Below are 13,609 nucleotides of genomic sequence, written 5' to 3' on the forward strand. Positions count from 1 at the left end.
GAATCATAATAAAGTAGGTCGGTGATCATGACGTTTATAGAACAGATTTCACTTGTTTCTTTTGCTGTAATTGTTGTGTTTGGCATGGCTGCTTATCTGAGAAGCCATTCCCGGTACGAAAACGGAATTTTCCACAAAGCCGGCTGCCTCCTTATGTATGGATATCTGAAAATAAGTCTTGCGGCCGGATATGCCAGACGAGCTGTGATGATGAAGCTTGGGAGTATCTGCAGCAGTGCAAATATTTCAGAAGCTTCAGAGAAATTGCATCATAAACAGTATCGTATCCAGGAACTGCAAAGAGAGTTATCTCATGGCGGATATGGAACAGGCAGACATAATATTAAGATTCCGGGATGATGGATCTGTAAATTATCCGGACATACAACAAAAAATTGATTTTCAGGAATTCCTCTGCTATACTTCATAGCAGAGGAATTTTTTGGAGGTCTGAAAATGGATAAAAAAAATCAGATTACAGAAGGTGTAATCTGGAAGCAGTTGTTATTATTCTTTTTTCCGATTGTATTCGGAACTTTTTTTCAGCAGATCTATAATACGGCCGACACCATTGTTGTCGGTCGTTTTGTGGGTAAAGAAGCTCTGGCTGCAGTTGGAGGCTCTGTAAACCAGGTTGTAAATCTTATTGTAGAGGTATTTGTAGGCCTGACCTCAGGCGCGGCTGTAATCGTCTCTCAGTTTTATGGAGCTCAGGACAGAAAGAATCTGGATCGCACGATACATACAGCGGCTGCGTTCTCTATTATAGCCGGTCTGGTAATCGGTGTGGCGGGATTTTTTGCCTCTGACACGATTTTACAGATGATGAACACTCCGGCAGAATTAATGGATGAATCTCGAATATATCTTCATATTTATTTTGCAGGAACGGTTTTTAATCTTGTATATAATATGGGCGCGGCTGTCCTTCGCGCCATGGGAGATTCCAGACGTCCTTTGTATGTACTGATAACCGCCTGCCTTTTGAATATTCTGCTGGACATTCTGCTTGTAGTGATTGGCGGCATGGGCGTAGAAGGTGTTGCCATTGCAACGATATTCTGCCAGGGAGTCAGTGCAGTGCTTGTTGCAGCAATGCTGGTAAAAGGGCAGGGGAATTTTAAGCTGGAATTCAAAAAGATCCGTTTCTATGGAAATTCACTTCGTTCTGTATTGCGGATCGGTGTACCGGCAGGGATTGAAGCGGCTATGTACTGCGTGGCAAATATTGTGATCCAGGTATTTGTCAATCGACTGGGAACTGACCATGTGGCAGCATGGGGAACCTTTGGGAAGATCGATGCAGTATTCTGGATGGTGGTAAATGCTTTTTCTATTTCAATTACCACTTTTGTGGGTCAGAATTATGGAGCGGGAAAAACAAGGCGCATGAGGAAAAGCGTACTGGTCTGTCTGGGAATGTCATATGCGGCGGCGATCGCACTCAGCGGACTTCTGGTTGTATTTGCGGAACCTTTATACCGGCTTTTTACAACAGATCATGGAGTGGTGGAAATAGGAGTCTATATGATGAGATTCCTGATGCCGTCTTATTTTCTTTATGTGGCAATCGGAATTCTTTCCGGAGCTCTCAGGGGAGCAGGCAAGGTGCTGGTTCCTGTGATCCTTACCTGTGGAGGAGTCTGCATTCTCAGAATTACCTGGATGTTTGCAGTTCTCCCTGTTTTTCCGGGGATAGAAACTATTATGCTCAGTTATCCGGTATCCTGGGGAATCACAGCAGTTCTTTTTGTGATCTATTATATAAGACGCTTTCCAAAAGCAGAAAAATCTGTAAGAGAATCAGAAAATTGACAAAGATAACCGGCTGTATATATGATGTGCAGCGGTGCAGAGGAGTGTTGAGATGAATATTTTAAATATGGAACATATTACTAAAGTATATGGAGATAAAGTGATCTTTGATGATATTTCCGTAGGCATCCACCAGGGGGACAAGATTGGGATCATAGGCATTAACGGTACAGGAAAAACTACTTTTTTAAGGATACTGGCAGGATTGGAGGAGGCAGATGAGGGGCAGGTGATCCGGCAGAACGGGCTTCGTCTTTCTTATCTTTCTCAGCATCCGCAGTTTCCGGAGGGCGCGACAATTCTTTCCTATGTAAGTGAAGGAAAGAGAGAGACTGACTGGAATCCGGAAACAGATGCCCACATGGTTCTTAACAAACTGGGAATTGCAGACCATGAGGAGGAAATCGAGCATCTTTCCGGAGGTCAGAAGAAGCGTGTGGCTCTGGCAAGGGTACTGATCAATCCCACAGATCTTTTAATCCTTGATGAGCCTACCAACCATCTGGACAATGAAATGGCAGCATGGCTGGAAGATTATCTGAACCGGTTTAAAGGAGCAGTGATCATGGTGACTCATGATCGTTATTTTCTGGATCGGGTTACAAATAAGATCCTGGAGATCAGCCATGGAAAAACCTATACTTATGAGGCGAAATATTCTAAATTTCTGGAGATGAAGGCAGAGCGTGAAGAAATGGAAATGGCCTCAGAGCGAAAGCGGCAGAGTGTTCTGCGGATGGAAATGGAATGGGCAAAGCGTGGATGCCGGGCAAGGACTACCAAGCAGAGAGCCAGGCTGGAAAGGCTGGAAGCCTTGAAAAACGGAGCGGCTCCGGTGAGAGATAAAAGTGTAGAGATTGATTCTGTAGAAACCCGAATGGGAAAGAAAACTATTGAGCTGCATCACATTTCCAAAAGCTTTGGGGAAAAAATCTGCATCCGGGACTTCGATTATATTGTGCTGAAAAATCAGAGACTTGGAATCATCGGACCAAACGGATGCGGAAAATCAACGCTCCTTAAGATCATTGCAGGGCTGCTGGAACCGGATAGCGGCTACGTGGAGACAGGTGAGACTATTCGCATGGGATATTTTTCTCAGGAAATTGAGGAAATGAATACCAGTCAGAGGGTTATTGATTATATTAAAGATGTGGCAGAATTTATTCCTACAAAAGACGGACTGATCAGTGCGGCAAAGCTTTTGGAGCAGTTCCTTTTTGATTCTTCCATGCAGTATGCGCCCATAGAAAAGCTTTCCGGGGGAGAAAAGAAAAGACTGTACCTTCTGAAAATCCTTGCAGCAGCGCCAAATGTACTGCTTCTGGATGAGATTACAAATGATATTGATATTCCTACATTGACAATTCTGGAGGATTATCTGGATTCTTTTGCCGGAATTGTGATCGCGGTTTCTCATGACCGTTATTTCCTGGATAACCTTGCAGACAGGATTTTTGAATTTGACCGGGAGGGAAATCTGACACAGTATGAAGGCGGCTATACTGATTATCTGGAATCAAAAAAGAGACGCTTTGGAGATACAGCAGGCGGTGCGTTGAACTCTGAAAACAAGAATCGGGAAAACAGTTCCGGAAAAACTGGAAACCAGGCTGAGTCCGTAGAAAAGGAGTCTGTAAAAACCTGGAAACAGAACCGTACCACAAAACTGAAATTTTCTTTTAAGGAACAGAGAGAATACGAAACGATCGATGAAGATATTGCAAAGCTGGAATCAAAGATCGAAAAACTGGATGCAGATATCATGGCCAATGCCACCAATTCCGGGAAGCTAAACGAACTGACGAAAGAAAAGGAAGAAGCGGAGGCACTTCTGGAAGAGAAAATGGACCGCTGGGTATATTTAAACGATCTGGCAGAAAGGATCGAGGCACAGAATAATGGATGAAAAAAAGACCAAAAGCCCGATGACGACTTTGTGTTACATAGAGAAGGAAGATGCCTTCCTGATGCTCCACCGGGTATCTAAAAAGAATGATGTCAATAAAGATAAATGGATCGGCATCGGAGGACATTTTGAAGAAGGAGAAAGCCCGGAAGACTGTCTTCTAAGAGAAGCCTGTGAGGAAACAGGGCTTATTTTAACTTCGTGGAAATTCCGGGGTATCGTCACGTTTACTCAGGAAGGCTATGGAACAGAATATATGTGCCTTTATACAGCAGATGAATTTTACGGAGAGCTTAAAGACTGTAATGAGGGGATTCTGCAATGGGTAAAAAAGGATGAACTTCTAAATCTGAACCTCTGGGAAGGAGATAAGATCTTTTTGAGACTTCTTAAAGAAAATGCTCCCTTCTTTTCACTTAAGCTCAGCTATCAGGGAGATTCTTTGAGGGAGGCTGTTCTGAATGGAACGGATATTTTGTATGATTGTAAACAGTGACAATTTAATAGAATTTATGTACATATCTTGACTTTACCCCTTTAAATTTAGTATGATAAAGTTTGAATTTTTAACAGGAGGCATATTATGGCAGAGTTAGTAAAAGTAGTCATGGACGCCATGGGAGGCGACCATGCACCGGAAGAACCCGTAAAAGCAGCCGTAGAAGCCGTAAAAGAACGTGAGGACATCCTTGTGATCCTTACCGGCCTCGAAGACGTGATACGAAAAGAATTGGATAAATATCCGGGATATCCTCAGGACAGAATACAGATCATACACACTTCAGAGGTGATTGAAACAGCGGAACCCCCGGTATTTGCCATCCGTAAGAAAAAGGATTCTTCTATTGTAGTGGGATTAAATCTTGTAAAGAAAAAAGAGGCTGATGCTTTTGTTTCTTCAGGAAGTACAGGAGCAGTCCTTGTAGGAGGACAGGTACTTGTGGGAAGATCAAAAGGAGTGGAGCGTCCTCCTCTGGCTCCTCTGATCCCGACTATGGAAGGGGTAAGCCTTCTGATAGACTGCGGAGCGAATGTGGACGCCAGACCTTCTCATCTTGTTCAGTTTGCAAAGATGGGTTCTATTTATATGGAACAGGTAGTAGGGATCAAAAATCCCAGAGTTGCCATTGTCAACAACGGTGCTGAAGAGGAAAAAGGGAATGCCCTTGTAAAAGAGACCTTTCCGCTTCTGAAAGAGACAGAGGGGATTAATTTTATCGGCAGTATTGAGGCAAGAGATATTCCCTCCGGCTATGCAGATGTGATTGTCTGCGAAGCTTTTGTAGGAAATGTGATCCTGAAGCTGTATGAGGGAGTCAGCGGCTCTCTGATCAAAAAGATCAAGGGCGGAATGATGAAAAATCTCAGAAGCAAGATAGGTGCTCTTTTGATCAAACCCGCACTGAAAGAAACTTTAAAAGATTTTGACACAACCAAATACGGCGGAGCGCCGCTCCTTGGCCTGAAGGGGCTTGTGGTCAAAACCCATGGAAGTGCAAAGGCAGTGGAGATGAAAAACGCCATTTTCCAGTGCGTACAGTTTAAGCAGCAGAAGATTAACGAAAAAATAGCAGAACGGATCATTCCTCCGGTATATCCGGAAGATCCACAGGGCAGAGAAGAGAAAGAGGTATAGAGAATGGAACAGTTGGAACAGAAGATTGGTTATCAGTTCCGCAACAAAAAGCTGCTTCGTCAGGCGCTGACCCACAGCTCTTATGCAAATGAAAAAAAACTTGGAAAACTGGGATGCAATGAAAGGCTGGAATTCCTTGGAGATGCGGTACTGGAACTGATCAGCAGTGATGTGCTGTATGCACGTTTTCCGCAGCTTCCAGAGGGAGAACTAACTAAAAAACGTGCCAGTCTCGTCTGTGAGCCCAGCCTTGCCTATTGTGCAAGACAGTTCGGTCTGCCGGAATATCTTCTTCTTGGAAAGGGAGAGGATATGACCGGAGGCAGGACGAGAGATTCGATTGTGTCAGATGCCACAGAAGCTCTGCTGGGGGCAATCTATCTGGATGGTGGGTTTGCTGACGCAAAAGAGTTTGTATTGAATTTTATATTAAATGATATGGAGCACAAGCAGCTCTTTTATGACAGCAAGACCATCCTGCAGGAGCTAGTTCAGGAAGACGGGAAACACCCGGTAGAATATATCCTTACCGGAGAGACCGGACCGGATCACAATAAACAGTTTGAGGTAGAAGTGCGGATCAACGGGGCACCTGCGGGAAATGGCGTGGGGCATACAAAAAAAGCAGCTGAACAGGCTGCTGCTTATCAGGCCATCCGTAAAATCAAAAAATAAAGGTGACATATGTATTTAAAAAACATTGAGGTACACGGGTTCAAGTCTTTTGCCCAGAAGATTAATTTTGAATTTCATAATGGAATAACTGGTATCGTAGGTCCAAATGGAAGCGGAAAGAGTAATGTAGGCGATGCAGTACGCTGGGTTCTGGGCGAACAGAGCGCCAAGCAGCTCCGCGGCGGAAACATGCAGGATGTTATTTTTTCCGGTACAGAGCTCCGCAAACCATTGAGCTTTGCATCTGTTGCGATCACCCTGGACAACAGCGATCATAAGCTTCCGGTAGAGTTTAACGAAGTTACGGTTACCAGAAGACTTTATCGTTCCGGTGAAAGTGAATATTTGATCAATGGGAGCAGCTGCCGATTGAAGGATATCCAGGAAATGTTTTATGATACCGGTATCGGCAAGGAAGGTTATTCTATTATCGGACAGGGACAGATCGACAAGATCTTAAGCGGCAAACCGGAAGACAGACGAGAACTTTTTGATGAGGCGGCAGGAATCGTAAAATTTAAGCGCAGAAAAAATACAACCATCAAAAAACTGGATGAGGAACGTCAGAATCTGGTACGTGTAACGGATATCCTGACAGAACTTACCAGGCAGCTGGAACCGCTGGAAAAACAGTCTGAAACAGCAAAAATCTATCTTGCAAAAAGAGATGAACTCCGTGAACTGGATGTGAATCTTTTCCTGCTGGATTACGAGCATACCGGAAAGCTTCTGGAAGAGCTGGAAGAAAAGCTGGGAAATACGGAGTCAGAGCTTGAAGAAACAAAAGAGGCTTATGAGCAGACAAAGGTTGAGTATGAACGGCTGGAGCAGGAACTGGAGGAACTGAACAGCAGACTGGAGGAACTGAAAGAGCGGCAGCAGCAGAATGCCCTCACAAGGCAGCAGCATGAAGGGCAGATCCAGGTGCTGGAGGAACAGATCCTTGCAGGAAAGCAGAACAGTGACCATTACAGAAACCGCCTGGAAACTTTAGGAGAAGAACTGCAAAAAAGAACCTCTGACAAAGAAAAGTTTTCGGAAGAAAAGGAAGAACTCAGAGATAAGCTTGCCCGACAAAGGCAAAGACTGAAAGAGGAAACAGAGCATCTGGAAAATATACAGGCAGAAGCATCAGCCTGTGCAGCGGCAGTGGAAGATGGGAAAAATGAGATCATTGAGATTTTAAACAGCCGTGCTACCACAAAAGGTAAGGTTCAGCGTTTTGATGCGATGATGGAACAGCTGGATATCCGTAAGGCGGCTGTAAGCCAGAGAATCCTTCATCTGAAAACGGAAGAAGAGGAACTGGCATCAGAAAGAAAAAAAGCCCAGAGCCGATATGACAGTGTGACTCATTCCATTGATTCCATGAATGCAGAGTGCATTCGTCTCGACGGGGAGGTGCAGAAGCTTCAGGATAAGCTGAAGGAGCAGAGCCGTCAGATGGAAATCGGTCAGACGGCTTATCACAGAGAGGCCTCCAGGCTGGAGTCTCTGAAGAACATCACAGAAAGATATGATGGCTATGGAAACAGTATCCGTCGCGTGATGGAACAGAAAAGCCGTGAACCAGGAATCAAAGGTGTTGTTGCAGATATCATTCATGTGCAGAAAGACTATGAGGTTGCCATTGAGACTGCATTAGGCGGAAGCATTCAGAATATTGTTACAGACAATGAACAAACTGCCAAGAGGATGATAGGCTTTCTGAAAAAGAACCGTTTTGGACGGGCTACATTTTTACCTCTTTCCAACATAAGCGGAAGGGGAGGGATATCTCAGAGAGAAGTCCTTGGAGAGACCGGTGTGATCGGAACTGCAGATACACTGGTAAAAGCAGATCCGGAATATAACAGTCTGGTGCAGTATCTCCTGGGAAGAGTACTTGTAGTAGATCATATCGATCATGCTATTGCCATTGGTAAAAAATACAGGCACAGTCTTCGTATGGTGACCATTGAAGGAGAATCTTTAAGTCCCGGAGGCTCTATGACAGGTGGCGCTTTCAAAAACAACAGTAATCTTCTGGGCAGAAGAAGAGAGATAGAAGAGCTGGAAAACAGTGTGGGACTTTTGAAAAAGGATCTTCAGGAACTGCAGGTTTCTATCGGAGATAATAGGAGCAGAAGGAACGTTCTTCGTGATGCTATTGCAGACTTTCAGGAAAAACTCAGGCAGCAGTATGTGGATCAGAATACAGCCAGAATGAATCTGGAACAGACGGATGAAAAAATAGCCAATATCCAGAAAAGCTATCAGCAGATCGACCGGGAAAAAGAAGAACTCCGGAGACAGGCAGGAGAAATCCGTGCAGACCATTCTACTATTGCAAAAGAACTGGAAGAGTCCCAGAGAGACGAGAAAGAGCTGGAAACTTTTATCGAGACCAAACAGAAAGAACTGGAGGACTGGAGAGCAGACGAAGCTTCCAAAATGAAGGAGCTGGAGCAGATACGTCTGGATGAAGCAGGACTCTCCCAACAGGAACATTATCTTCAGGAAAATCTGATCCGTCTTTTAGGAGAAATGGAGGCTTTTCAGAGAGAAAGCCGTGAACTGGAAGAGAACCTGAAGTTAAGTATAGAGGAAACCAAAAGAAAGCAGGAAGGAATCCAGAACCTAAAGGATGCAGTAAATGCCTGCAGCAGTCTGGATCAGGAGCTTCAGCGTCAGAGAGATGAGAAACAGGCGCAGAAGGAAGAAAAAAATACAAGCCATAAGGCGTTTTTTGAAAAAAGAGATCAGCTTTCTGAGCGTACCTCTCTTTTGGATAAAGAATGTTTCCGTCTGAAAAGTCAGGCGGAAAAAGTAGAGGAGCAGAGAGAAACTCAGATTTCCTATATGTGGGAGGAATATGAGATCACTCCCAATAATGCGCTGTCCTATCAGAAAGAGGAACTAACAGACCGTCAGGAAATGAAAAAAGATATTTCCCGTATTAAGGATGAAATCCGGAAGCTTGGTTCTGTTAATGTAAATGCTATTGAGGATTACAAGGAACTTTTGGAACGTCATACCTTTTTGTCAGGTCAGTACGAGGATCTGGTACAGGCAGAAAAGACACTGGAAAGCATTATACAGGAACTGGATGAAGGGATGAGAAGACAGTTTGCAGAAAAATTCCATGACATCCAGAGAGAGTTTGATAAAGCGTTTAAAGAGCTTTTTGGAGGAGGAAAAGGTACACTTGAGCTTTCGGAAGATGAAGATATCCTGGAGGCAGGGATTAAGATCATATCACAGCCGCCAGGAAAGAAACTGCAGAATATGATGCAGCTTTCCGGCGGCGAAAAAGCTCTGACTGCTATTGCCCTGCTGTTTGCCATCCAGAATCTGAAGCCGTCTCCTTTCTGTCTTCTTGACGAGATTGAGGCAGCCCTGGATGATTCTAATGTAGGAAGATTTGCGTCCTATCTTCGGAAGTTGACGAAAAATACACAGTTTATTATAATTACACACAGACGCGGCACTATGAATGCTGCGGACAGACTTTATGGTATCACCATGCAGGAAAAAGGTGTTTCTACCCTGGTTTCTGTGGATCTTGTAGAAAATCAGTTGAGTAAATAAAGGAGGCTTGAGTATGGCTGAGGAAAAGAAAGGATTTTTTAAGAGGCTGGTAAGCGGCCTTGCAAAAACAAGAGACAATATCGTGGCGGGTTTCGACTCGATTTTCAGCGGATATTCCAGTATAGATGAGGATTTTTATGAGGAACTGGAAGAAATTCTGGTTATGGGGGATATTGGTATCAATGCTACTTCTGCCATACTGGAGAATCTGAAAAAACAGGTGGCTGAAAAACATATCAAAAATCCGGCAGAATGCAAGCAGCTGCTTATTGACAGCATTAAAGACCAGATGCGTGTGGACAGCACGGAATATGAATTTGAAAAGCGCAGATCAGTGGTCCTTGTGATCGGTGTGAACGGAGTTGGAAAGACGACTTCTGTAGGAAAGCTTGCTGGAAAACTGAAAGATGAAGGGAAAAAAGTAATCCTTGCAGCGGCAGATACTTTTCGTGCGGCAGCGGGAGAGCAGCTTGCACAGTGGGCTGACCGTGCAGGCGTAGAGATCATTGGAGGACAGTCCGGTGCGGATCCTGCATCTGTAGTATATGATGCGGTGGCGGCAGCTAAAGCAAGAAATGCAGATGTGCTTCTCTGTGATACTGCAGGGCGCCTTCATAATAAAAAAAATCTTATGGAGGAGCTTCGTAAGATCTACCGTATCCTGGAAAGAGAGTATCCGGAAGCGTATCTGGAAACTCTGGTGGTTCTTGACGGAACAACAGGGCAGAACGCTCTTTCTCAGGCAAAGCAGTTTGCAGAGGTTGCAAATGTATCAGGAATCATTCTGACAAAGCTTGACGGTACTGCAAAAGGCGGTATTGCAGTAGCAATCCAGTCTGAACTGGACATTCCGGTGAAATATATCGGGGTGGGAGAAAGTATCGACGACCTTCAGAAATTTGATGCAGATGCTTTTGTAAACGCATTGTTTGATATAGATGAAAAAGAAGCAGACTGATAAGAGACAGCGAGGAGGAGAAAATTATGCTTACACTGGAGAGCTTTGAAGAAGCGTCAGAAATTGTAAAGAAAGTCACACAGGAAACCAAATTGATCAAAAGCAGTTATTTTTCGGATCTTACAGGAAACAAGGTTTTTCTCAAACCGGAAAACATGCAGCGGACAGGCGCTTACAAAGTAAGAGGCGCTTATTATAAGATCAGTACACTTTCTGAAGAGGAGAGACAGAAGGGACTGATCACAGCTTCGGCTGGAAACCATGCTCAGGGAGTGGCTTATGCTGCACATAAGTTTGGTGTGAAGGCTGTGATCGTTATGCCTACCACAACGCCTTTGATCAAAGTGGAAAGAACAAAAAGCTACGGGGCAGAAGTGATCCTGAAGGGTGATGTTTATGATGAAGCCTGCGCTTATGCTCTGGAATTAGCTGAGCAGGAAGGATATACGTTTATCCATCCCTTTGACGACCCGGCGGTAGCTACAGGACAGGGAACCATTGCCATGGAGATCGTACAGGAACTTCCTCTTGTGGATTATATTCTGGTGCCTGTTGGAGGAGGCGGACTGGCGACTGGTGTGTCTACTCTTGCAAAGCTTCTGAATCCTCATATTAAAGTGATCGGTGTGGAACCGGCAGGGGCAGCATGCATGAAGGCTTCTCTGGAAAAAGGCCAGGTTGTGACTCTTCCTCATGTAAACACCATTGCAGACGGTACTGCAGTTCAGACTCCGGGTGAGCATATTTTCCCGTACCTTCAGGAAAACCTGGACGGCATTATCACCATTGAAGATGATGAACTGATCATGGCATTCCTGGATATGGTGGAAAATCACAAAATGATCGTTGAGAATTCAGGACTTTTGACAGTGGCAGCTCTTCGCCATCTTGATTTTACCGGTAAAAAAGTTGTTTCCATTTTAAGCGGAGGAAACATGGATGTGATTACCATGTCTTCTGTGGTGCAGCATGGTCTGATCCAGAGGGACCGTATATTTACAGTATCTGTCCTGATACCGGATAAAGCCGGAGAGCTTGTGCGCGTAGCGACCATCATTGCGCAGAATCAGGGCAACGTGATCAAACTGGATCATAACCAGTTTGTTACCACAAACCGTAATGCTGCTGTGGAACTGAAAGTAACCATGGAAGCATTTGGAACAGAACATAAAAACCAGATTGTAAAAGCTCTGGAGGACGCAGGCTGTAAGCCAAGAGTGATTCGGGCAAGTCTTTAAAAAACAATAAAAAACCGCGGATATGATCTACTTATTAAGTAAAGCATATCTGCGGTTTTGTTGTTTTGGGCTTATTTAACCTCGATCAATTCGTATTCATCTGTTCCAAGGCCAAGCTTTTTGGCATGTGCAATGCAGGATGTCCAGTCTGTGGTAGGGAACATGGCTCCAAAGTGATCATGTCCTTCATGATCTGCTTCTGCAAGGTAGGTGTTGGAGATCACAGGCTGTTTGTTTACGGCATCTGCACAGGCAATATCCAGAGCTACCGGGTCAAAAGAAGCAAAAAATCCTACATCCGGAACAATGGCTGCATCATTTTCTGCATGACAGTCACAATAAGGGGATACATCGATCACAAGGTTGATGTAAAATGCCGGACGTCCGTCAACAACAGCCTTTGTGTATTCTGCGATCTTGCAGTTCAGGATATCGTTGGATTCATCAGAAGCAGCAAGAACTGCATCCTTAGGACAGACACCGATACATCTTCCGCATCCCACACATTTGTCATGGTCAATGGAAGCTTTGTTGTCTGTGAACTGTGGAGCATCGTGAGCACAGATCTTTTCGCAGCGGTGGCATCCGATGCAGAGATCCTGATCTACATGAGGCTTGCCGGCACTGTGCATTTCCATTTTGCCTGCACGGGAGCCGCAGCCCATTCCGATATTTTTCAGTGTGCCGCCAAAACCGGTGGCTTCATGACCTTTAAAATGGGAAAGTGCGATAAAGACATCGGCATCCATGATCGCACGGCCGATTTTTGCCTCTTTTACATATTCTGCACCTTCTACAGGAACATAAACCTCATCTGTTCCTTTCAGGCCGTCTGCGATCAGAACGTGGCAGCCTGTTGAAAATGGTGAAAAGCCGTTGGTATAAGCGCTGTCCAGATGATCCAGTGCATTTTTCCGTCCGCCGACATAAAGAGTATTGCAGTCTGTAAGGAAAGGTTTTCCGCCTAGTTCCTTTACTACATCAGCTACAGCCTTTGCGTAATTGGGACGAAGAAATGCCAGATTTCCCGGTTCGCCGAAATGGATTTTGATAGCAGTATATTTGCCGTCAAAATCGATTGTTTCGATACCGGCTTTCCGGATCAGTTTTTTTAATTTGTCCAGAAGGTTGTTGTTAAATCCGGTTCTCATATTTGTGTAATAAACTTTTGATTTTTCCATATGTTGCCCAGACCTCCTTAATATGTCTTTATAATTAGAATACAGCATATGGAATTGATTGGCAAGAAAATTCCGTCATCCTGTATGGGAACGGCAGTTTTTTTCAATATATTAACGCTTGCACAGCTTAAAACTCTGGGGTATATTGATAAAGTAAATGGATGAACAGTATGAAATATCATTGGAGGATGAGATCAAGATGCTGGAAGAATATAATAAAGCATATAAACTTGGAAAGAAAGACTACCAGGCGCGGTTAGTGAAAGGAGAAACTCCGACTCTGAAGGTCCTTGATGAGATCCTTCCTGCCAGAGGCGCCTATTCAGAACGCTCTTTGGGACTGGTACAGATTCCCATCGATCAGATTGTTGGAACGAAAACAGAAGGAAGGAGCAATGCATTTGCCGGTAATTTTATGCCTATTCTTCGGGAAAATACAGAATTTGCCTATAAATGGTCCTGTCTTGCAAAGAGCCATGTTAATGAGGGAATCCGTGATCCGATCAAGGCATATGAATATATGAATCAGTTTTATGTGGAAGAAGGGAACAAGCGGGTCAGTGTATTGAAATATTATGACGCCGTATCTGTCCCTGGCTTTGTGACCCGTATTCTTCCCCCAAAAAC

The 13,609-nt window shown here is 44.3% G+C and carries 10 protein-coding genes and 1 pseudogene; 10 read left to right on the forward strand and 1 reads right to left on the reverse strand.

Annotated features, from left to right (window positions below; translation table 11 throughout):
* Positions 1–27 precede the first annotated feature (27 nt).
* From RDS42_RS06345 to ilvA, 9 genes are all read left to right on the forward strand, one after another.
* Entirely contained in the window at positions 28–360 is a 333-nt protein-coding gene (locus RDS42_RS06345; protein WP_308782899.1) for a hypothetical protein, read from the forward strand.
* A 96-nt stretch (positions 361–456) separates the two neighbouring features.
* Positions 457–1,815 (forward strand): MATE family efflux transporter, encoded by a 1,359-nt coding sequence (locus tag RDS42_RS06350; protein ID WP_308782900.1) that lies wholly within the window; start codon positions 457–459, stop codon positions 1,813–1,815.
* A 52-nt stretch (positions 1,816–1,867) separates the two neighbouring features.
* The gene (locus RDS42_RS06355; protein ID WP_308782901.1) at positions 1,868–3,724 is read left to right on the forward strand and encodes an ABC-F family ATP-binding cassette domain-containing protein; all 1,857 of its coding nucleotides are present in this window, start codon (positions 1,868–1,870) and stop codon (positions 3,722–3,724) included.
* Entirely contained in the window at positions 3,717–4,220 is a 504-nt protein-coding gene (locus RDS42_RS06360; protein WP_308782902.1) for an 8-oxo-dGTP diphosphatase, read from the forward strand. The genes RDS42_RS06355 and RDS42_RS06360 overlap by 8 nt, the downstream gene beginning before the upstream one ends.
* Positions 4,221–4,307: 87 nt before the next feature.
* Complete coding sequence (gene plsX, locus RDS42_RS06365) at positions 4,308–5,360, forward strand: phosphate acyltransferase PlsX (RefSeq protein WP_308782903.1); 1,053 nt, start codon at positions 4,308–4,310, stop codon at positions 5,358–5,360.
* 3 nt (positions 5,361–5,363) lie between these two features.
* Complete coding sequence (rnc, locus tag RDS42_RS06370; protein ID WP_308782904.1) at positions 5,364–6,035, forward strand: ribonuclease III; 672 nt, start codon at positions 5,364–5,366, stop codon at positions 6,033–6,035.
* 9 nt (positions 6,036–6,044) lie between these two features.
* On the forward strand, positions 6,045–9,605 hold the full coding sequence (gene smc / locus RDS42_RS06375) for a chromosome segregation protein SMC (RefSeq protein WP_308782905.1): 3,561 nt from the start codon (positions 6,045–6,047) through the stop codon (positions 9,603–9,605).
* Positions 9,606–9,618: 13 nt separating this feature from the next.
* Positions 9,619–10,563, forward strand: a complete 945-nt coding sequence (gene ftsY, locus RDS42_RS06380) for a signal recognition particle-docking protein FtsY (protein WP_308782906.1) — start codon at positions 9,619–9,621, stop codon at positions 10,561–10,563.
* Between the two features lie 26 nt (positions 10,564–10,589).
* Positions 10,590–11,801: a threonine ammonia-lyase gene (ilvA, locus tag RDS42_RS06385; RefSeq protein ID WP_308782907.1), complete on the forward strand. Its 1,212-nt coding sequence runs from the start codon at positions 10,590–10,592 to the stop codon at positions 11,799–11,801.
* Positions 11,802–11,872: 71 nt separating this feature from the next.
* Here ilvA and RDS42_RS06390 read toward each other — a convergent pair whose 3' ends face one another.
* Complete coding sequence (locus RDS42_RS06390; protein ID WP_308782908.1) at positions 11,873–12,982, reverse strand: DUF362 domain-containing protein; 1,110 nt, start codon at positions 12,980–12,982, stop codon at positions 11,873–11,875.
* Positions 12,983–13,181: 199 nt separating this feature from the next.
* Here RDS42_RS06390 and RDS42_RS06395 point away from each other — a divergent pair.
* Positions 13,182–13,609: pseudogene (locus RDS42_RS06395) on the forward strand (BMP family ABC transporter substrate-binding protein); the annotation flags it as partial.

It is taken from the genome of uncultured Blautia sp. (assembly GCF_902497045.1).
GTDB lineage: Bacteria > Bacillota > Clostridia > Lachnospirales > Lachnospiraceae > Blautia_A.